Annotated in this window: 13 protein-coding genes, 2 tRNA genes and 1 pseudogene; 13 read left to right on the forward strand and 3 right to left on the reverse strand. The window is 71.1% G+C overall.

Features of this window, described 5'->3' with window-relative positions:
- Window positions 1-160 precede the first annotated feature (160 nt).
- Window positions 161-877, reverse strand: coding sequence for a hypothetical protein (locus HNR23_RS25085; protein WP_184079347.1), 717 nt, complete (start codon window positions 875-877; stop codon window positions 161-163).
- A gap of 286 nt (window positions 878-1,163) precedes the next feature.
- On the opposite strand from HNR23_RS25085, the gene HNR23_RS25090 reads away from it, so the two are divergent.
- From HNR23_RS25090 to HNR23_RS27755, 3 genes and pseudogenes are all read left to right on the forward strand, one after another.
- Window positions 1,164-2,045 (forward strand): hypothetical protein, encoded by an 882-nt coding sequence (locus tag HNR23_RS25090; protein WP_184079349.1) that lies wholly within the window; start codon window positions 1,164-1,166, stop codon window positions 2,043-2,045.
- Window positions 2,042-3,112, forward strand: a complete 1,071-nt coding sequence (locus tag HNR23_RS25095) for a DNA methyltransferase (protein WP_184079351.1) — start codon at window positions 2,042-2,044, stop codon at window positions 3,110-3,112. Before HNR23_RS25090 ends, HNR23_RS25095 begins: the two co-directional genes overlap by 4 nt.
- A 249-nt stretch (window positions 3,113-3,361) precedes the next feature.
- Window positions 3,362-4,555: pseudogene (locus HNR23_RS27755) on the forward strand (recombinase family protein); the annotation flags it as partial.
- A gap of 489 nt (window positions 4,556-5,044) precedes the next feature.
- Here the strand turns inward: HNR23_RS27755 and HNR23_RS25105 are convergent.
- Window positions 5,045-5,130 (reverse strand) — tRNA-Leu (locus tag HNR23_RS25105).
- A gap of 144 nt (window positions 5,131-5,274) precedes the next feature.
- Here HNR23_RS25105 and HNR23_RS25110 point away from each other — a divergent pair.
- From HNR23_RS25110 to HNR23_RS25120, 3 genes are all read left to right on the forward strand, one after another.
- The gene (locus tag HNR23_RS25110) at window positions 5,275-6,597 is read left to right on the forward strand and encodes a M20/M25/M40 family metallo-hydrolase (RefSeq protein ID WP_184079353.1); all 1,323 of its coding nucleotides are present in this window, start codon (window positions 5,275-5,277) and stop codon (window positions 6,595-6,597) included.
- A 317-nt stretch (window positions 6,598-6,914) separates the two neighbouring features.
- Window positions 6,915-8,009, forward strand: a complete 1,095-nt coding sequence (locus HNR23_RS25115; protein ID WP_184079355.1) for a hypothetical protein — start codon at window positions 6,915-6,917, stop codon at window positions 8,007-8,009.
- Between the two features lie 726 nt (window positions 8,010-8,735).
- Window positions 8,736-9,056, forward strand: coding sequence for a hypothetical protein (locus HNR23_RS25120; RefSeq protein ID WP_184079357.1), 321 nt, complete (start codon window positions 8,736-8,738; stop codon window positions 9,054-9,056).
- 437 nt (window positions 9,057-9,493) lie between these two features.
- Here the strand turns inward: HNR23_RS25120 and HNR23_RS25125 are convergent, their stop codons facing one another.
- Complete coding sequence (locus tag HNR23_RS25125) at window positions 9,494-9,679, reverse strand: DUF5703 family protein (protein ID WP_184079360.1); 186 nt, start codon at window positions 9,677-9,679, stop codon at window positions 9,494-9,496.
- A gap of 247 nt (window positions 9,680-9,926) precedes the next feature.
- Here HNR23_RS25125 and topA point away from each other — a divergent pair, with 247 nt between their 5' ends.
- The 7 genes from topA (at window position 9,927) to HNR23_RS25160 (ending at window position 20,017) form a co-directional block, all read left to right on the forward strand.
- Window positions 9,927-12,725: a type I DNA topoisomerase gene (topA, locus tag HNR23_RS25130; RefSeq protein WP_184079362.1), complete on the forward strand. Its 2,799-nt coding sequence runs from the start codon at window positions 9,927-9,929 to the stop codon at window positions 12,723-12,725.
- Window positions 12,726-13,049: 324 nt separating this feature from the next.
- Window positions 13,050-15,641, forward strand: a complete 2,592-nt coding sequence (gene tmk, locus HNR23_RS25135; protein ID WP_184079364.1) for a dTMP kinase — start codon at window positions 13,050-13,052, stop codon at window positions 15,639-15,641.
- Between the two features lie 120 nt (window positions 15,642-15,761).
- Window positions 15,762-16,934 (forward strand): DNA polymerase III subunit delta', encoded by a 1,173-nt coding sequence (locus tag HNR23_RS25140; protein ID WP_184079366.1) that lies wholly within the window; start codon window positions 15,762-15,764, stop codon window positions 16,932-16,934.
- Between the two features lie 86 nt (window positions 16,935-17,020).
- Entirely contained in the window at window positions 17,021-17,860 is an 840-nt protein-coding gene (locus tag HNR23_RS25145) for a PSP1 domain-containing protein (RefSeq protein WP_184080867.1), read from the forward strand.
- Window positions 17,861-17,898: 38 nt separating this feature from the next.
- Window positions 17,899-19,395: an alpha/beta hydrolase gene (locus tag HNR23_RS25150; protein ID WP_184080865.1), complete on the forward strand. Its 1,497-nt coding sequence runs from the start codon at window positions 17,899-17,901 to the stop codon at window positions 19,393-19,395.
- 115 nt (window positions 19,396-19,510) lie between these two features.
- A tRNA-Thr gene (locus HNR23_RS25155) sits at window positions 19,511-19,583 on the forward strand.
- A 107-nt stretch (window positions 19,584-19,690) separates the two neighbouring features.
- Complete coding sequence (locus tag HNR23_RS25160) at window positions 19,691-20,017, forward strand: hypothetical protein (RefSeq protein WP_184079368.1); 327 nt, start codon at window positions 19,691-19,693, stop codon at window positions 20,015-20,017.
- The last annotated feature ends 70 nt before the right edge of the window (window positions 20,018-20,087 follow it).

Genomic DNA, 20,087 nt, shown 5'->3' on the forward strand with positions numbered 1-20,087 from the left:
AGAATCTGAAATGGAGGGGGCGGGGTGCCGATCGCTCCTTTCTGCGAGACGGATACTTTTCTTCGGACGCTCCCCCGACCGCACCCCGCCCCATCCGGGAAAGAACCCCCTCAGGTTCCCTCACTCTTAGATGCAGAACCGGAGAGCTGTTTGCGCTCACCTATGCGGAAGGCTTTTCTCCGCCCACCGCTGCCGCCAGCTGCGTCTGGGCGCGACGGCGGTAGCGGCGCGCAGTGATGTAGGTCAGGCCCATCTCCTTGGCGGCGCAGCCCAGGGTCTGGCCCTCCAGGTGGGTCCGTGCGATCAGCTCGGCTTCCGTAGTGCTGACGACTCCGGACTCGATGGCCTCGGCCAGGACCGACACCGGCCCCCGCGAAGAGGCGGTCGAGGCCTTGTGGGCGACGGGTTCCAAGCGGAGTTCGCGTTGCTGGGAACGCAGCTGTGCGTAGCGGTAGCGCATGCCGGCCTTGCGCGCCGCATACACCAGCCGACCGCACACGGCCTCCTCACGGAGGTCCATGGTCCGCATGTGCTGGACCAGCGCGGCCAGCATCTCGGCCTCCAGGTCGGCCAGTTCATGCTCCAGCCCACGGCTCAGTGACCTGCGTGCGGCATACAGCCCGGGCAGTGCCAGGCCTGCGGCGACCACCGTCCAGGTGGCGTCTCCTCCCCGCACGCGGCTGATCATGCGCCGCCACACCTCGTCGGCATCCGCGAGCGGCAGCTGGCGCAACCACTGCCCCAGCTTCCCGGCTCCGATCGCGTGGTACGCAGTGCCGGCCAGGCCGTGAACGTCGAGCACAGGCTCACCGGGGCCGGAGGTCAACAGGTCGACCGAACGGCGCAGGGTGTGAAACGGAAGTGTGGAATATGCCATCACGAACTCCCTTGCACTTCGGGGAGTCCATGGAGACACATCCCCATGCGCAGAAGATGTGCCGAATTCTCGCGGGAATGAGATGCGGAATCGGCGCTCACGCTTTGCGTTCGAAGTAAATCCGGGGCCTCGATTCGGGGGTCATGCCCTGGATGTAGTTCCCGGAGCGTGCGTACGCGGTGCGTGCGCACAATCGGGCGCCGTCGGCCCGGGATACTGAGCGCAAACGGTGTTCGAGTTCTGCATATGGAGAGTAGGACGCCCCGGCCGATGCCGACACATCCAGATGAGCTCAGCCCGGTTCTTTCCGCCATGTGAGAAGCCCCGCCTGCGGCTGCTCTACCTTGACGCCGACGTCGGCTCCAGCGCGCTGTTGCTGCTCTCGGCCCAAGGTGCTATCCACCGCTTCGACCACGCGATCTTCCCCGACCCTGGCTGGTATCCGGCAGCGGTCTACGCCCATGTGCGGAGGCTGGAGAACGTCGCTGCCGACGCCGGTATCGGCATCATCCGCTCGGCCATCGGCAGTTGCGAAGGATCGGCGTCTCGGCGGATTCCGGTGTCCTGGTTGCCCCTGTTCACGCGCGGCATCGATGGTTCCCTTGGGCGTTTGCCGAACAGCTGCGCCTGGGCCAGAGCGCGAGCCGTCGAGTCCGAAGCGCAGCGGCTGCATGGCGACAACGGACGCAGTGTGCGCCCTCATGTGCCCGTTGCTCAGTGCGCCATCGGACTAGGGAGCGAGCGCACCGTCCACACTTCCAACGCCGAGCTGGGGAGCCTCGATGTCACTCTTCCCCTTCAGGGCATCGGATGGAGCGCTCGCGACTGCCGCGCCTACCTCTTCTCGCACGGCATCGCCGACGTTCGCGAGCCGCTGTGTATCGCCTGCCCCAACCGGAGCGGAGCGTCCTGGCGAGAGCTGAAGGCGACTGATCCTGCCGCCTGGGAGCAGGCGGTCGCCATCGATGCCGCGATTCGGCACGGTGGCTTCTCAGCGGCAACACCCGGCATGCCGCCCGGCTCCACCTGCTACCTGCACCCCAGCCGAGTGCCCTTGCCTGATGCCGACCTTGATCGAGACGTCGGGCTCGAAGGAGGGACCTGCACGCTCTGGGTGGGTGACGACTCGGCGAGCGGCGAAAACCGGCCCGGGGGTGGTGCTGCGTGAACTCCCCCTACTACGCGGATGCGACCACCACGATCCTGGTGGGTGACGCCTTGGACGTGCTCGCCGATATGCCCGACAGCTCGGTGGACTGCGTGGTGACCTCGCCGCCCTACTGGGGACTGCGCGACTACGGGCATCCCGAACAGTACGGAGCCGAACCAACGCCACAGGAGTACCTCGCGACACTCTGCGAAGTGTTCTCCGAGGTCCACCGAGTACTCGCCGACGACGGCACCCTGTGGATCAACGTCGGCGACCGTTACGCCGCCAACTCTGACGGCTTCCAGCGCGGGCCGGACTTCCACGATCGGCAACCCCTCATCCGTCCCGCCTCGGACGTGGCACCGAAGAACCTCCTCGGCCTGCCGTGGAGACTCGCGTTGACCCTGCAAGCCCGGGGCTGGATCCTTCGCAACGCCATCATCTGGCACAAGCCCAACGCCATGCCCGAATCGGTGACGGACCGGCTCTCCTGCCGCTACGAACACATCTTTCTCCTCGTCAAGCAGAGAAGGTACCGCTTCGACCTCGATGCGATTCGCCAGCCCTACACCGGCGAGCGAGAGCTGTCCCGACGAAGCCGTCGCGGCGGAAGCCGGCCCACCTCGATCTCCACCCCGTGGCCGCCCAACGGGGCGGAGCGGATGACGGAAGAACGCGGTGGTTCCAGTGCGCGACGGGGCACGGAGTACTGCGGTAAGTACACCGGTGCTGATGCGGCGTTCGGCGGTAAGCCCCATGGCGTCCGGATGCTGCCGAGCGGGGCCCGGCATGCCGCGGCGCATCCCAAAGGGAGGAACCCGGGGGACGTGTGGTCCATCTCCACCCGTCCGTTCCGCCACGCGCATTTCGCTGTCTTCCCCATCGATATCCCGCTGCGCGCCATCGCAGCGGGTTGCCGTGAGCACGGCACCGTGCTCGATCCCTTCGCAGGCGCCGGTACCACCCTGCTCGCCGCCGAGCAGCATGGTCGGCATGCCGTCGGCATCGAGATCAACCCTGCCTATGCCGATCTGGCGATCGCCCGACTGCGCCGGGCGCGTGCCGAGAAGGGAAGTGGGAGGTGACCAAACGGATAGAAAGGGCCTCCCAACAGCCCGAAGGGCGTGAAAACAGGGTGCAGAGCGCGTACTCTGCAGGGCCCGCCAGGGACTCGGGGGCTGACCAGGACAAAGTCAGCGTCGCGGTCCCTGATGAGCCGCCTGTGCTCACACCGGAAGCCGCACAGGCCTTGCTGCGGATCATCCGTAAAGCGCACGCACAACGGTTCGCAGCAGGTGAGCACACGCCATTCTGCGAAGGAGGGAGCGGATCCCATGACACAGACTCAGGTGAAGAACGATACGGATGATGAGGCGCTCCGGTTCGCCCTGTGGGCGCGGGTCTCCACCGATGACCTCCAGGACCCGGAGACGTCGCGCTCATGGCAGCGCAAGCGTAGCGAGGCGCTGATCGGCCCTCGTGGACGGATCGTCACCGAGTTCTTCGATGTGGACAAGTCGCGTTCGGTACCTCCCCGTCGACGGCCGCAGGCCTCCCGGCTGCTGCGTCTCCTGGAGGATCCTGGGCGTGGATTCGACGCGGTCGTGGTCGGCGAGCCCCAGCGGGTGTTCTACGACGCGCAGTTCAACGAGACGTTCCCGCTGTTCCACCACTTCGGGGTCCCTCTATGGGTACCGGAGGTCGGGGGCGCGATCGACCCGCGGAACGAAGCCCACACGATGATCATGAGCGTGTTCGGCGGCACGAGCAAGGGTGAGCGCACGCGTATCCAGATCCGGGTACAGGCCGCGATGTCGGCGCAGGCCCAACTGGAGGGGCGCTGGCTGGGTGGTCGGCCGCCGTACGGCTACAGGCTGGAAGACGCCGGGCCGCACCCCAATCCGGCGAAGGCGGCTGACGGAAAGCGGCTTCATCGTCTGGTTCCCGATCCTGTGACCAGCCATGTCGTACGCCGGATCTTCGCTGACTTCTTGGCCGGGTTGGGACTCCGGGCCATAGCCGAGATGCTCACCCGCGACGGCATTCCCTCACCCTCGGCCTATGACCGCCGCCGCAACCCGCACCGCTCCGGACTGGCCTGGTCGAAGAACGCGATCCGGGCGATCCTGAAGAACCCCCGCTACACGGGCCGTCAGGTGTGGAACAAGCAGCGCAAGGACGAGGTGCTGCTCGATGTGCATGATGTCGCGCTGGGATATACCACCAAGCAGCGCTGGAACGACAAGGACCAGTGGGTCGTCTCCGAGAGGATCGTGCACGAACCACTGGTGTCGGAAGAGGACTTCGAGCGCGTACAGCGGCTGCTGGAGGTCAAGGGGCGCCGGGCCGTGGTGCGTCGGCCCCGCAGCACGGGACGGGTCTATCCGCTGCGCAGCAGGCTGCACTGCGGTCTGTGCAGCCGCCGGATGCAGGGCAGCTGGAACAACCAGGAACCGTACTACCGCTGCACGTTCCCCAACGAGTATGCGGCGGCCAACCACGTCACCCACCCGCGCTCGGTTTACCTCAGGGAGGCCGACGTGCTTCCGGTGCTCGATGGGTGGCTGGGCAAGCTCTTCGACCCAGCGTGGCGTGAGTCAACCGTCCGCCTGCTCGCCGAGTCGCAGGCCGAAGACGACACAGACGCGGAAGCTCGGCGCGCGGTGGAGGAGAAGATCGCCGATTGCGACCGCAAGCTTGAGCGCTACCGCGCGGCGCTGGAGGCCGGAACCGATCCGGCGACCGTGGCGGAATGGATTCGGGAAGTGCAAGCCGATCGGGCGCTGGCGAACGTGCAACTAGCCGAGCGGAAGAACGTTCCTCATCGATTGAGTGAGCGTGAGATCGCCGCCCACCTCGAAGCCCTGGGAGATATCTCCACCGTGATCAGGCAAGCCGAACGTGAAGCGAAATCCGCTCTGTACGCGGGGCTGGAACTGCGACTGACCTACCACCCTGCAAAACGCATCGTGCGGGTTGAGGGAAACCTCAACCCGCACGACATGTACAAAGGGTCGTGTCCGAGGGGGGACTTGAACCCCCACAGCCATCACTGGCCACTAGCACCTCAAGCTAGCGCGTCTACCTATTCCGCCACCCGGACAAGGGGAGTCGGCGCTTGCCGCGCCGGACATGGTCAACCATAGCAAAGGTCTGGGGGTCCGACGTACACGCGGAAAGCTCGGGCGGGACCATGGGAGGGTCGGTTGACGGATGCGACGACCCCCTTGAAGGGAGCTGGTGGAAGGTGACGGGAGACAGGGAGGGCCTGAGTCCGGCCGAGGTGGAGGTCGTTGACCTCTGCCGGGAGCTCATCGCCATCGACACCTCCAACTACGGGGACCACTCCGGGCCGGGGGAGCGGGCGGCGGCGGAGTATGTGGCCGAGAAGTTGGACGAGGTCGGGGTCGAGTCCAGGATCTATGAGAAGCATCCGGGCCGGAGCAGTGTGGTGGCGCGGATCTCCGGGACCGATTCCACACGGCCGCCGCTGCTGATCCACGGGCACCTGGATGTGGTGCCGGCCGACGCCGCCGACTGGACGCACCACCCCTTCTCCGGGGAGATCGCCGACGGCTGTGTCTGGGGCCGCGGGGCCGTGGACATGAAGGACATGGACGCGATGGTGCTCTCCGTGCTGCGGCAGCGCATGCGCGAAGGGCGCCTCCCGCCGCGGGACATCGTGCTCGCGTTCCTGGCCGACGAGGAGGCCGGGGGTTCGTGGGGCGCGCAGTGGCTGGTGGACGAGCACCCCGATCTTTTCGCCGACTGCAGTGAGGCGATCAGTGAGGTGGGCGGTTTCAGCTTCACCGTCGACGGCGACCGGCGGCTGTACCTGATCGAGACCGCGGAGAAGGGCATCGCGTGGATGCGGTTGACCGCGCGCGGGACCGCCGGGCACGGGTCGATGGTCAATGACGACAACGCCGTCACCGAGCTCGCCGAAGCCGTCGCGCGCCTCGGGCGGCACGAGTTCCCGATCCGGTTGACCAAGACGGTCCGCACCTTCCTGGAGGAAGTGTGCGAGGCGTTCGGTATCGAGTTCGACGAGAACGACGTCGAGGCCACCGTGGCCCGCCTCGGCCCCATCGCCAGCATGATCGGGGCCACCCTCCGCCACACGCTCAACCCCACGGTTCTCAGCGGCGGCTACAAGGCCAACGTCATCCCCGGCACCGCCACCGCCGAGGTGGACGGCCGCTTCCTCCCCGGGATGGAAGAGGAGTACTTCGCCGAGATCGACCGGCTCCTCGGCCCCAAGGTCGACCGCGAGTTCATCCACCACCTCCCGGCCGTGGAGACGGAGTTCGAGGGCGGCATCGTCAGTGCCATGGCGGACTCCCTCCTCGCCGAGGACCCCGGTGCCAGGGCCGTCCCCTACTGCCTGTCCGGCGGCACCGACGCCAAGAGCTTCCAGCGGCTCGGCATCCGCAACTACGGGTTCGCGCCGCTGAGGCTGCCCCCCGAACTGAACTTCGCCGGAATGTTCCACGGCGTCGACGAGCGCGTGCCGGTGGACGGGCTGCGCTTCGGCGTCCGGGTGCTGGACCGGTTCATCGAGGCGAGTTGAGCCGGCGCGGGAGCCGCGGCGCCTCCGGTCCTTCCGGTGGCCGGCGGGGCCATCGGCCTCCTGCCGAATCCGGTGTCGACACGCATTGTGCGCGGGTCGGTCGTGTCCGGCACGTACCGGTCGTACAGCGGGCGTAGCCGGACACACGGGCACGCCGGTGAAAAAATCCGGCGTGTCCCCCGCTTTACTCGACACCCATCGCCCTATGTGATGTTACGGTTACTGTCAGTTCCCGAGTTTCGGGTTCGGGAGCGCAGACACCGGGCTGGCGGTCTCCACAGGACGACCGCCACGCGTACTCGAACGAAGGAGCATGCATGGTGCTCGCGGACTGGATGCGGCGGGGCGACCCCGCTCATGCGGTCTGCGCACACCTGTGGCGGCCGCTGGCCCGCCTGGGAGCCGTCGCCGGGATGGCCGCGGCCGGGTGGCTGCTGGTCGGCAGCGCCGCCTCCTACGCCGAGGACTCCCTGCCCGAGGACCCGCACGAGGTGGGGTACGTCGCCGCGGACATCACCGACTCCGTGGAGCGCATCGTGCAGACCGGCACCGCCGCCACCAGTGTGGTGACCGATGAGGTCCTGCCGGTCGACCTCCCCGTGGACCTGCAGGTCGAGTCCACGGCCTCGACCCTGACGACTCCGGTCACGGAGACCACCGAAGCGGTCGGCTCCACCGCCCGCAACGTGGTGGGGACCGCGGCGCGTGAGACCGGCGGCGCCCTCTCCGGGACGGTACGCACCGGCCAGGGGATCGCGGGCTACGCCGACAAGTCGGTGCGCGGCTCCTCCGCCTCGGTCACCTCCACCGTCTCCAAGACCCTCACCGGCGAAAGCGGCCTGGTCGGCGAGAAGAGCCTGGTCGGCAAGGCCGGATTGGGCAAGGCGACCCGGAACCTGCAGGGCAAGCTCGGCACGACCCTCAACGGCACGTCCGGCTCGGGCGGTGGTCTGCCGCTCCCGCACGGCGACGGCCACGCCGCACCCCAGCCCCGCCCCGCGACCGATGCCCCCGCCCGGGGCCTCGACCAAGAGCCGCGCAACGACCGCGAGGACGGCCGCGCGCCCGATGGGGACGCACCGGCCGATCACCCGCTGCTCTCCTACACCGCGACAGCGGACGCGGCCGAGCACGTCGCCACGTTCGCCGCCGGAGTTCCGGAGGCGGCGGGCGCCGACGACAGCCGGGCCGACGACACTCCGTTCGACGCGCCGACCTGGCACGGCGCCTCCGACTCCGGTTCCACCGGTACCGCGTCCTCTTCTTCCTGGACGCCCACCCCGGCGACGCCGGGATTCCTGGTGCAGCGCGGCGACGCGCTGCGCTCGCCCGGCCAGCGTGTCGCGCTGCCCGGTGATCCGACGCTGGTCGTGCGCGACATCGCGGACGATCCGTCCTTCTCGCCTGACTAGCGGCCACTGACGACCGGCGGTCCGGACGCCCGGACCAGGCCCGCGGCCGCACAGTGTCCGCGTCGGCCGACGTCCGCGCCCGCGTCCCTGTCACCACCGCCCGTCGAGGCGTACGTCGAGGTGCCGATCCGGCCACGTGATCCGACCGTGTGCCCTGCCGGAGCCTTCGCCCGCCCACTGCCGATGACGCCGCCGCGTGCGCGCCGCCGCCTGGGCGAACGCCTTCCCGCGGTCCCGCGCGAACGGCGCGGTGACCATGCGGTTCCACGTCCGGCTCTGCTCCGAAACCGTTTCTTCGAGGAGGTCTGTGATGGTGCGCACTCCCGCCGCCGTCCCCGTCGGCCCGCCGTCCCGAGCACCCGCGGCCCGGTTCGCCGGCCGACTCCCGCAGCGCCCCGACCCGAGCCCGATCACGGCGCCGGTGGGGCAGGAGGTTGACGCGAGTCCCGCGGCAGCGGCCGCGGGGTTCACGTCAGCCCCCGCTCAGCCAGAGCGGAGCCGACCGGGTGCGCGCAGCGCCGCTTCGTGAACGTGGATACATCGAACGCGTCGCGCGCCCAGCGTCCGGCCGACAGCAGGCGTGCCCGCCAGGTGCGCCGGCACCGGACGAATAACCAGGCCACGGCGGCCGTGCTCCAAGCCAGGAGCCCACGGACACCGAGGTCGGCGGATTCAACTGAAGATTCCATTCCATCAGCGTTCAGCCGTTTCGAAAGGACAACCCAAATGCGTAGGTGGGTTTCGACATCCGCCTCGGCCATGCTCATCGCCGCGGCCTTCGCGGCGATGGGGACGGGCGTCTCCTTCGCCGGAAGCGACCCCGTCACCCTGGGCGACGGCGCTATGTGGAGCGACAGTCAGGTCCCCGGCGCATCGGTGCCCGGTCTCGTGGCCGCCGAAAGGGCCGTCCCGGTCGAGGGCGCCGCCTCGGCGGACGGAATCGCCTCGGGGCAGAACTCCGACACACCGCAGGTCGACCAACGGCCCCAGGAAGCGGACCCGCTCAACGAGCTGGCCAGCGTCCTGGGTCTGAACCTGGGGTTGTAAACGACTCTCCCGGCGCGCGGATGCGCGCTCGTGGAGGCATGACCGGCGTGCGGTGGTCACCACCCGCCCTCCTGTTTCCGTAGACGATGCGGTGGACAGGCAGGAGGACCGGGAGTGGCGACCGCGAGTCGGAGCGGCCGTTCTGCTGTTTCCGTGATCGATGCGGTGGACAAGGCAGGAGAACCGGGCGCGACGGCCGCCGAGTCGAGGCGGCCGCCTCCCTGTTCCGTACGTGATGCGGTGGACAAACGGGGAGGCGGGCGTGACGACCGCAACGTCGAAGCGGCGAGTCGTCCTGGAATATCCCAGGGGGACTCGCCGCTTGCCGTGGGTGAGGGCCGAAGGTGGGCGCGGCCTGCCGGAGGAGGTCGGAAGGCCGCCCGGGGAGCCCGGCACGGCCGCGGATCACCATCGGGCCGCGTCGAGTGTGAGGGGAATCACATGGTGCGGATCTGCCGGATGATCCTCCGCCGCAACGTGACACGCCTGCTGCCATCGGAATACAGCCGCACCCGGGCCAGTTCCCACCTCCCGTACTCGGCGTGCTCGGACAGGGCCTGCCGGGCCGCGCCGCGCGACGTGCCGCGCGGGAAGCGGAGTTCGCGGTATTCGTACTCGAACATTGCGCCTATTCTGCGGCTCTCGGCCGGGTTCGTGCCATAGCGTTCGTACCCGTGGTCGACCGGGACGCCGGATCCCGAGGCCCGACGGCGGACGCTGCGCGCCGACACGCGACCGCACGGTCACGCCGCCTCGGGAAGCAAACCTTGCAGCCGTCGGTTACCGTCGGTGGCTGGGAACCTATGGCTCGCGGTCCGATTCGAACAGCGATCGCACACGACAGCGCCAGGCTAGATGTAGGGGAAAAGCGTGCCACCCACGAAGGGCAGCGCCGGTAAGAACGGCTCGAAGGACACTGGACGCCACGGCGGCGGTAACCGGCTCGTCATCGTCGAGTCGCCGGCCAAGGTCAAGACCATCGCCGGTTATCTGGGCCCGGGGTACGTCGTCGAGTCCAGCATCGGCCACATCCGCGACCTGCCGACCAAGGCGGCCGAGATCCCGGCCCGCTACAAGGGTGAGCCGTGGGCCAAGCTCGGCGTGAACGTCGACCACGAGTTCGAGCCGCTCTACGTGGTGCACACGGAGAAGAAGTCGCACCTCAAGCGGCTCAAGGAACTGGTGGCCGAGGCCGACGAACTCCTCCTCGCCACAGACGAGGACCGCGAGGGCGAGGCCATCGCCTGGCACCTGCTCGAAGAGCTCAAGCCGAAGATCCCGGTCAAGCGCATGGTGTTCAACGAGATCACCCGCGACGCCATCCGCAACGCCGCCGAGAACACCCGCGACCTCAACCTGCGGCTCGTCGACGCGCAGGAGACCCGCCGCATCCTCGACCGCCTCTACGGCTACGAGGTGTCCCCGGTGCTGTGGAAGAAGGTCATGCCGAAGCTGTCGGCGGGCCGCGTCCAGTCGGTGGCGGCCCGGCTGGTGGTCGAGCGCGAGCGCGAGCGCATCGCCTTCACCTCGGCCGAGTACTGGGGACTGAAGTCGGTCTTCGACGCTGCCGGTACCGCAGGGGGCGCCGACCCCTCCACCTTCACCGCCAACCTCGCCTCGGTCGACGGCGCGCGCGTGGCCGTGGGCCGCGACTTCACCTCCACCGGTGAGCTGCGCACCGACAAGGGCGTGCTGCACCTCGACGAGGCGGCAGCGCGCGGCCTGGCCGAACGCCTGGCCAGCGCCGACTTCTCGGTCGGCTCGGTGGAACGCAAGCCCTACAAGCGCTCCCCCTACGCCCCGTTCCGCACCACCACCATGCAGCAGGAGGCCTCGCGCAAGCTGGGCTTCTCCTCGAAGCAGGCCATGCAGGTGGCACAGCGCCTGTACGAGAACGGCTTCATCACCTACATGCGTACCGACAGCACCACGCTGTCGGACAGCGCCATCGCGGCCGCCCGTGACCAGGTCACCCGCCTCTACGGTGCCGACTACCTGCCGCCGAAGCCTCGGCTGTACGCGGGCAAGGTGAAGAACGCCCAGGAGGCGCACGAGGCCATCCGTCCGGCCGGGGACACCTTCCGGACCCCGGCCGAGACCGGGCTGACCGGCGCGGAGTTCCGGCTGTACGAGCTCATCTGGAAGCGCACCGTCGCCTCCCAGATGAAGGACGCCGTGGGCGAGTCGGTGACCGTGAAGATCCACGGCACCTCCACCGCCGGTGAGCTGGCCGAGTTCAGCGCCACCGGAAAGATCATCACCTTCCACGGCTTCCTCAAGGCCTACGTCGAGGGTTCCGACGACCCCGACGCCGAGCTCGACGACCGCGAGCGGCGCCTCCCGCCGGTCGACGAGGGCGACCCCCTCAAGGCGCTGGGCATCGAAGCCGAGGGCCACAGCACCCGTCCGCCGGCGCGCTACACCGAGGCGACGCTGGTCAAGGAGCTCGAAGACCGCGAGATCGGCCGCCCCTCCACCTACACGCCGACCATCGGCACCATCCTCGACCGCGGTTACGTGTTCAAGAAGGGCTCGGCCCTGGTGCCGTCCTTCCTGGCGTTCGCGGTCGTGCAGCTGCTGGAGCGGCACTTCGGCCACCTGGTCGACTACGAGTTCACCGCCCGCATGGAGGACGCGCTCGACGCCATCGCCCGCGGCGAGGCCGAGCGCGTGCCCTGGCTGCGCCGCTTCTACTTCGGTGAGGAGCAGGAGGCCGGGCTCAAGGAGCTGGTCGGCGACCAGCTCGGGGAGATCGACCCCAAGGAGGTCAGCTCCTTCCCGGTGCCCGACAGCGACATCGTCATGCGCGTCGGCCGCTACGGCCCCTACATGGAGTGGGAGGGCCGCCGCGTCAACGTGCCGGAGGACATGGCGCCCGACGAACTCACCCGGGAGAAGGCCGAGGAGCTGTTCGCCCAGCCCAGCGGCGACCGCGAACTGGGCACCGACCCGGAGACCGGGCGCACCATCGTCGCCAAGAGCGGCCGGTTCGGCCCGTACGTGACCGAGGTCCTGGAGGAGCCCGAGGCACCCGCCGAGGGCGAGGCCAAGCCGAAGGGCAAGGCGAAGTCGAAGGCCTCCGCCCCCAAACCGCGCACGTCCTCCCTGCTCAAGTCGATGTCGCTGGAGACCGTCACGCTTGAGGACGCGCTGAAGCTGCTGTCCCTGCCGCGCGTCGTCGGCGAGATCGAGGGCGAGGAGGTCACCGCGCAGAACGGCCGCTTCGGCCCCTACCTGAAGAAGGGCACCGACAGCCGCTCGCTGGAGACCGAGGAGCAGATGTTCACGGTCACCATCGAGGAGGCCACGGAGATCTTCGCCAAGCCGAAGCAGCGGGGCCGCCGCGCCGCCGCGCCGCCGCTGCGTGAGCTCGGCGAGGACCCGGAGACCGGAAAGCCGATGGTGGTCAAGGACGGCCGGTTCGGCCCGTACGTGACCGACGGCGAGACCAACGCCTCCCTGCGCAAGGGCGACGAGGTCGAGTCGATCACCGTGGAGCGCGCCGCCGAACTCCTCGCCGACCGCCGCGCCAAGGCCCCGGCGAAGAAGACCACCGCCAAGAAGACCACCGCCAAGAAGGCGCCGGCCAAGAAGACCGCGACCGCCAAGAAGACGACGGCGAAGACGAACGGGAGCAGCGCCCGCAGCGGCGCCGACCAGGCGTCCTGAGCCGCCCCCGCCCGGGTCGGCGCCGAGCGCGCGGGCGCCCCGGGCCGGGGCGCGGAGTTCCCCGCGGGGTAGCCGCCCACCCCCGCCCGGCAGTACAGTGCCGCGGACGGCCGATCCGGCCCGTCCGCGGCACTCGTGTGTTCGGGGCCGCGCACACAGGGCCCGGATCCCCCGCCGCGCAGCACCCCCCGCCCCAGCGTCGCGCCCCCGTTCGCGACCGGGCGGCCACGCCCGCCGCATCGTCGCTCCGGCCTCCCCCGGCCCACGTGTGACGACGGCCTGATCACCTGTTCCCGACCGGAAGCGTCGCTACCCTTAATCGATATGAGCAGATCTGCACCCCCCGGAGCGCCGGACGAGGCGCACGGTGTCCCCGACGTCCTCTCGATCACACCCTTCCGCCGGTTGTGGGTCTCGCTTTCGCTGTCCGGACTCGGCGACTGGCTCGGCCTGCTGGCACTGATGTCCCTGGCCGCCATCCTGACCCGCGACAGCGGCCCGTTCGCGCAGTACGCGGCGGTCAGCGGCGTCGCCGCGCTCAGACTGGCGCCGCCGATCCTGCTCAGCCCGTTCGCCGGAGTGCTGGTCGACCGCGCCGATCGCCGCCTGACCATGGTGGTCGGCGACGCGCTGCGCGCCCTGCTGCTCGTGTCCGTCCCCATCGTCGGCCGCGTCGACTGGCTGCTCGCCGCCGCCTTCGCGACCGCGATCGCCGCTCTGCTGTGGACCCCGGCCAAGGACGCGCTGGCCGCCGACATGGTGCCCACGGCCAAGCTGCGGCAGGCCGACCGGGTCGGCCGGATCACCCTGTACGGGACCGCGCCGGTGGCCGCGGCGCTGTTCGCGCTGCTGGCGGCCGTCAGCGCGGTGCTCGCCGGGCTGTTCCCCGTCCTGGGCGCCCCGGCGGCCGACATCGCGCTCTATGCCGCCGGTGCCGCCTACCTTGCGGCGGCCGTCGTCGACTGGGGCCTGCCGGGCGCGAAGCCGGGCGTGTCCGCTCACGGGTCGGGCGGCCCGGTCCTGCCCGGCGCCCCGGCGCAGCCGCCGAGTGCGCCCGCTGCGGCCCCTCAGGCCCCGCGGACACCGCAGCCGCCGCGGACACCCCCGACCGCGGCCGTCGAGATCCCCGGAGGCGAGGAGAAGACCGAGCAGATCGCCCCGCTCTCCACGGACGACGAGCGCACCGAGGAGATCACCCCCCTCGGCGCCGGCGAGGAGACCACCGAGCAGATCCCGCACGTCGGCGCGGGGGAGCGGGCCACCGAACAGGTTCCGCAGGTCGGCGCGGGCGAGGAGACCACCGAACGCATCCCGCACACCGGTGCCGGCGAGGAGGCCACGGAGCGGATCCCGGCGGCGGGGGCGGCCGCTGCGGGCGGGCAGGCCCTGCCCCCCCAGGCCCCGCCGCCGCAGGCCCCCACGCCCGCGGCCGGCCCGCAGCCCGGCCGCCCGGGTGGGCCGGGACCGTCCGGACCCGCGCGGTCCCCGCAGGCGCCGCCGCGGTCGGCGGCCGCCCCCGGCCGCGCCCCGGAGAACCTGCTGCGCACGTTCGCCGACGGCGTCCGGTTCGCCGGAACCACCCCGCTGGTGCGCGGGCTGCTGCTGGGCATGCTCGGTGTGTTCGCGGCGAGCGCCGCCGTGCTCGGTGTCGGCCGGATCTTCACCGACCGCCTGTCCGCGGGCAACGCCGGGTTCGCCCTCCTGTTCGCCGCCGTCACCGCAGGCATCGCACTGGGCGTGTACGTCGGCCCGCGGGTGCTGCGCGCCTTCAGCCGCCGGCGGCTGTTCGGCCTGAGCGTCGGCCTCGCCGGCGCCGCACTGGTCCTCACCGGCCTCGTCCCGAACATGGTGCTGGCGGCCGTGCTGAGCACCGTCGTCGGAACGGGTGTCGGCATCGCCTGGGTCATCGGCACCTCGCTGCTCGGCCAGGAGATCGAAGGAGAGGTCCGCGAGCGCACCCTGGCCTACCTGCGCACCGCCGCGCACGTGCTGCTGGCGATCGTGCTCGTCGTGGCGCCGCTGGTGGCCGGCCTCATCGGGGACCACCGCCTCGACGTCCGTGATCTCGGCTACGACGTCCTGGGCACCGGCATGGTGCTGGTGCTCGCCGGCCTGGCGGTCCTCCTGGTCGCGGTGGTCTCCTACCGGCAGATCGACGAGGGCGCGGAGGTGCCGCTGCTCACCGAGCTCATCGCGGTGCTGCGCGGGGTCCCGGTCGGGCCGGTGAAGGCCGAGGAGAAGCTCCCGGGCACCTTCATCGTCCTGGAGGGCGGCGAGGGCGCAGGGAAGTCCACGCAGGCCCGCCAGCTGTCGATCTGGCTGCGCGACGAGGGCTTCGAGGTGGTCACCACCCGCGAACCGGGCTCCACCAAGCTCGGGATGCGGCTGCGCGCGCTGCTGCTCGACAAGGAGCAGACGGGCATGTCCCCGCGGGCCGAGGCGCTGCTGTACGCGGCCGACCGGGCCGACCACGTCTCCCGGGTGATCCGTCCGGCACTGCGCCGCGGCGCGATCGTCATCAGCGACCGCTACGTCGACTCCACGCTCGCCTACCAGGGCGCCGGGCGCGAGCTGCACGTGGGGGAGATCCGCCGGATCAACGAGTGGGCCACCGACGAGCTGGTGCCGGACCTCACGGTGCTGCTCGACGTACCGCCGTCGGCCGGGCTGGCCCGGCTCGGCGGAACCACCGACCGCATCGAGGCGGAGTCCGAGGACTTCCACGACCGGGTCCGCTCCGGGTTCCGCGAGCTGGCCGAGAGCGAGCCCGAGCGCTACCTGGTCGTCGACGGCCGGTCCCCGCAGGAGGAGGTCACCCGGCAGATCCAGCGCCGCATCCGGCCGATCCTGCCCGACCCGGTCCCGCAGGACGCCGAGGCCATCACCGGCATGATGCCGATCATCAAGGAGCAGTAGGAACGCCGCGGCAACGGGCGATCCCGCGGCCCCGGGGCGCAACCGCGGACGGCGGACGCGCCCCGGGGTTTTCCCGTCGGGGCACAACCCGTCGGTGGCGGTCCCTATGCTGTGGAGCTGATGAGTGTCTTCGATGACCTGGTGGGCCAGGACGCGGTGGTCGAGCAGCTGCGGTCGGCCGTGAGCGCAGCCGAGGAGCAGCTGGCGGGCGGGGCGGGCGCCGGCATGACGCACGCCTGGCTGTTCACCGGCCCGCCCGGCTCCGGCCGTGCCGAGGCCGCGCGGGCCTTCGCCGCGGCGCTGCAGTGCCCCGAGGGCGGCTGCGGGCACTGCGACTCCTGCCACCAGGTCCTCACCGGGACCCACGCCGACGTGCTCTACGTCAAGCCCAGCGGGCTCAGCTTCGGCGTCGCCTCGACCCGCGAGCTGGTGCTGCAGGCGGCGTCCAGCGCCTCGGGCGGCCGCTTCCGCGTCGTGCTGTTCGAAGACGCCGACCGGGCCACCGAGGCCGCCTCCAACGCCCTTCTGAAGGCCGTCGAGGAGCCCTCCCCGCGCACGGTGTGGCTGCTGTGCACGCCCACCGCCGAGGACATGCTCGTCACCATCCGGTCGCGCTGCCGCCTGGTGACCCTGCGCACGCCCACCACCCAGGCGGTCGTCGACGCTCTGGTCCACCGCGACGGGGTGGACCCGGCCACCGCCGCCGAGGCGGCGCGGGCGTCGGCCGGGCAGATCGAGCGGGCGCGCCGCCTGGCCACGGACGAGGAGGCGCGTCGGCACCGCTCGGAGGTGCTGGCCCTGCCGGCCCGCCTGGACGGGCTGGGCGCGTGCGTGTCGGCCGCCGCGCGCCTCTACGAGCTGGCCGAGGCGGCGGCCAAGGCCACCACCAGCGCCCTGGACGAGGCAGAGAAGGCCGACCTCAAGGCCGCCTACGGTGAGGGGTCCACGGGCAAGGGCGTGGCCAAGGCGGTGCGCGGCGCCGCCGGCGCCCTCAAGGACCTGGAGGAGCGGCAGAAGCGCCGCGCCACCAGGATCAAGCGCGACACCTACGACGTCGCCCTGATGGACCTGGTCGCGTTCTACCGCGACGTGCTGGCCGTCCAGCTGGGTGCCCAGGTCGAGCTGTCGACCGCGAGCCAGCACGCCGATCTGGCGCGGGTCGCCCGCGCTTCCTCGCCCGAGGCGACCCTGCGCCGCATCGACGCCATCATGGAGTGCCGGGAGCGCATCGCCTCCAACGTGCACCCGCAGATCGCCATGGAGGCGATGACGGCCGCGCTCTACACCGGCTGAGCGACGCCGCGTGGCGGGAAGCGGCCGTGACCGCGCGAAAGCCGCCCCCGCGATGTGACCGCGCCCCTAGGGTTGGCCGCGTGGGCATGATGATGGCGGTGAGCTTCGAGCGGTACGGGCGGCTCTACTACCTCGACCCCGGGGGCCTGGAGCCGTCGGTCGGCGACAAGGTGCTGGTGCCCACGGACGCCGGGCCGGAGGTGGCCGAGTGCGTCTGGGCGCCGCAGCGGGTCGGCGAGGACGTCGCGGGCCTGCCGGTGTGCGCGGGGCTCGCCACCGCCGCCGACCTCGCGCGCGACGAGCGCAACCGGCGCCGCCGCGCCGAAGCCCGGTCGGCGGCCAAACGGCTGCTGCGGGAGAGGCGGGTGCCCATCAAGGTCGTCGGCATCGACTACGTCGACTCCGCCTACCTCGTCTACTTCACCGCGGCGCGCCGGGTCGACTTCCGCGGCCTGCCCCGGGCGCTCTCGCGGACGCTGGGCGCCCGCGTGGAGCTGCGCCACGTCGGTGCTCGGGACGAGGCCCGGCTGCAGGGCGGGATCGGCTCGTGCGGCCGCGACCTGTGCTGCGCCACCTTCCTGACCGGCTTCGAACCGGTGTCGCTGCGGATGGCCAAGGACCAGGACCTGCCGGTGAATCCCATGCGGATCTCCGGCGCGTGCGGTCGGCTGATGTGCTGCCTGAAGTTCGAACACCCCCTGTACACCGGGTTCCACTCCGACGCCCCTCGGACGGGCACCCCGGTGGGCACGCCCGAGGGCGACGGTGTGGTGGTCGGGCACGACCCGCCCGCCGATAAGGTCGTGGTCCGGCTCGACGACGGCGGTCGGCGGTGCTCCTGCGACCGTGCCTCGGTCTGCGGGCCGCGGCAGGCGTACGACCAGGCACGGCGCGAAGGCGCCTCGGACGGGAACGGAGCCCAGTGAGGACAACCGGTTGGGTGGGCGGGGTGCTCGCGCTGGTCATGGCGGCGGGTTGCACCGGGGGCACGGAGACGGCCGGCGAGAGCGGCGGCGACGACGGTGACCGGCTGTCCGCCTTCTACGGCCAGGAGGTCGACTGGCGGGAGTGCGGCGACGGCTTCGAGTGCGGTAGCTACGAGGTCCCGCTCGACTACGGCACCCCCGACGGCGAGCGCCTGGAGATCGCGGTCCGGCGCCTGCCGGCGTCGGGGGCGGATGTGCTGGGGTCGCTGGTGATCAATCCCGGCGGGCCGGGCGGGTCCGGGTACGACTACGTGGGCGCGGCCACGGGCGTGGTCAGCCGGGCGGTCCGGGAGCGCTTCGACGTCGTGGGCTTCGACCCGCGCGGTGTGGGCCGCAGCTCCCCGCTGACCTGCCTGGACTCCGACGAGCTGGACGACTTCATCGCGGTCGGCTACGACGGCCGGGGCGGCGGGGCCGACCCCACCGACGTCACCCCCGACGGGCTGCGCGAGCTGGAGGAGGTCAACCGCGGCTTCGTGGAGGGCTGCCGGGAGCGGTCCGGCGACCTGATGCTGCACCTGGGGACGGTGAACGTGGCGCGGGACATGGACGTGCTGCGCGCCGTGCTGGGCGACGAGGGGCTCACCTATCTGGGCAAGTCGTACGGCACCTACATCGGCACGCGTTACGCCGACCTGTTCCCAGAGCGGGTGCGCGCGCTGGTGCTGGACGGCGCGATCGACCCGGGTATCGACCAGCTGCAGCTGAGCGCGCAGCAGGCGGCGGGGTTCGAGACGGCGCTGCGCGCGTTCGTCGAGGACTGCCTGGGCACGTCGGGCTGCCCCCTGGGCGACGACGAGACGAGTGTGGACGACGGCGTCGAGAAGATCGTCGGACTGATGGCGGAGGCGGGGGACGAGCCGCTGCGCAGCACGACCGGCGATGGCCGCGAGGTGAACCGTACCCGCGTCGAGCTGGGGGTGATGGCGGCCCTGTACAGCGAGAGCTTCTGGCCGCGGGTGCGCTCGGCCCTGGCCGACGCCTTCGAGGGCGACGGCACCGGCCTGCTGATGCTCGGCGACGACCTGTACGACCGGGACGACCGGGAGAGCTACGAGAACTCCTCGGCCGCGCTGGTGGCGGTGAACTGCTCCGACCATCCGAGCCCGCGCGACATCGGCGACTTCGAGGAGGCGGTGGAGCGGGCCGCGGAGGAGGCCCCGGTGTTCGGCCCGACGCTGACGTGGGGCGCGCTGCCCTGCGCGTACTGGCCCGAGGAGGCGGTGGCCGAACCGGGGCGGCTGGACGCACCGGGCGCGGCGCCGATCCTGGTGGTCGGGACCACCCGCGACTCGGCGACCCCCTATGCGTGGGCGGAGCGGTTGGCCGAGCGCCTGGAGTCGGGTGTGCTGCTCACGCGTGAGGGCGACGGGCACACGGCCTACCGGAGGGGCAGCGTGTGCGTCGACGACGCGGTCGACGCCTACCTGCTGACGGAGGAGGTCCCTCCCGATGGCACGGTGTGCGTGCGGTGAGCCGCGGCCGGAGGACGGCCGTGGGGCGGCGGATGCGGGGTGGCGGAAACGCGTGCCGGAGCAGTCTCGGGGCACGCTAGACTGGTCCCTGCCTCGCGCGCGGCGCTGGGCATCGGCCGCCTTAGCTCAGTCGGTAGAGCGATTCACTCGTAATGAATAGGTCGTCGGTTCGATTCCGACAGGCGGCTCCGGTTCGAAAGGCTTCGGCCCCCCTGCCCGGCAGGGGGGCCGAAGCCTTTTCGTCGTGTTCGGGGTGGTGTGCCTGAGTCCGGCGTGTCCTGGGTAAGCCCCGGTCATGAGCTTTGCGCTGATGATCGCGGCGCTGCTTGCGGCGGTGGCCGTGCTCGGAATGGGAGCCTTCTTGCTGGGCCGCCTGGCGCCGGGCGGCCGGGAGGCCGCGTGTGAGCCGGGCCGCCCGGCGGTCCCGCGCCCGCGGCCTCCGGTCGGCGGCTACACGCTGGTGGACGGCGCCGACGAGGCGGCGGCCCTGGAGCGGGCGCGTGAGCTGCTGGCGCTGGGCCGGGAGGCCGAAGCCGTGCGAGTGCTGCGTGACGCGGCGGGGCTGGACGACCGCCAGGCCCACGACACGGTCGCGCGGCTGCGCGGGCTCGGGCGCCCGTGAGTCGGACGCGGGGGGTGGGAGGGGCGGCCGTAGCGGTCGTCCGCCGATGTCTTTTCCGGTTACCTTGTTT

Origin of the sequence: Nocardiopsis mwathae (assembly GCF_014201195.1) — a bacterium.
GTDB lineage: Bacteria > Actinomycetota > Actinomycetes > Streptosporangiales > Streptosporangiaceae > Nocardiopsis_C > Nocardiopsis_C mwathae.

Coding starts and splice junctions, on each gene's coding strand:
- HNR23_RS25085 (WP_184079347.1), bottom strand. CDS start 877: ATGGCATATTCCACACTTCCGTTTCACACCCTGCGCCGTTCGGTCGAC.
- HNR23_RS25090 (WP_184079349.1), top strand. CDS start 1,164: ATGAGCTCAGCCCGGTTCTTTCCGCCATGTGAGAAGCCCCGCCTGCGG.
- HNR23_RS25115 (WP_184079355.1), top strand. CDS start 6,915: ATGGTGCTCGCGGACTGGATGCGGCGGGGCGACCCCGCTCATGCGGTC.
- HNR23_RS25120 (WP_184079357.1), top strand. CDS start 8,736: ATGCGTAGGTGGGTTTCGACATCCGCCTCGGCCATGCTCATCGCCGCG.
- HNR23_RS25125 (WP_184079360.1), bottom strand. CDS start 9,679: ATGTTCGAGTACGAATACCGCGAACTCCGCTTCCCGCGCGGCACGTCG.
- tmk (WP_184079364.1), top strand. CDS start 13,050: ATGAGCAGATCTGCACCCCCCGGAGCGCCGGACGAGGCGCACGGTGTC.
- HNR23_RS25140 (WP_184079366.1), top strand. CDS start 15,762: ATGAGTGTCTTCGATGACCTGGTGGGCCAGGACGCGGTGGTCGAGCAG.
- HNR23_RS25145 (WP_184080867.1), top strand. CDS start 17,021: ATGATGATGGCGGTGAGCTTCGAGCGGTACGGGCGGCTCTACTACCTC.
- HNR23_RS25150 (WP_184080865.1), top strand. CDS start 17,899: ATGGCGGCGGGTTGCACCGGGGGCACGGAGACGGCCGGCGAGAGCGGC.
- HNR23_RS25160 (WP_184079368.1), top strand. CDS start 19,691: ATGAGCTTTGCGCTGATGATCGCGGCGCTGCTTGCGGCGGTGGCCGTG.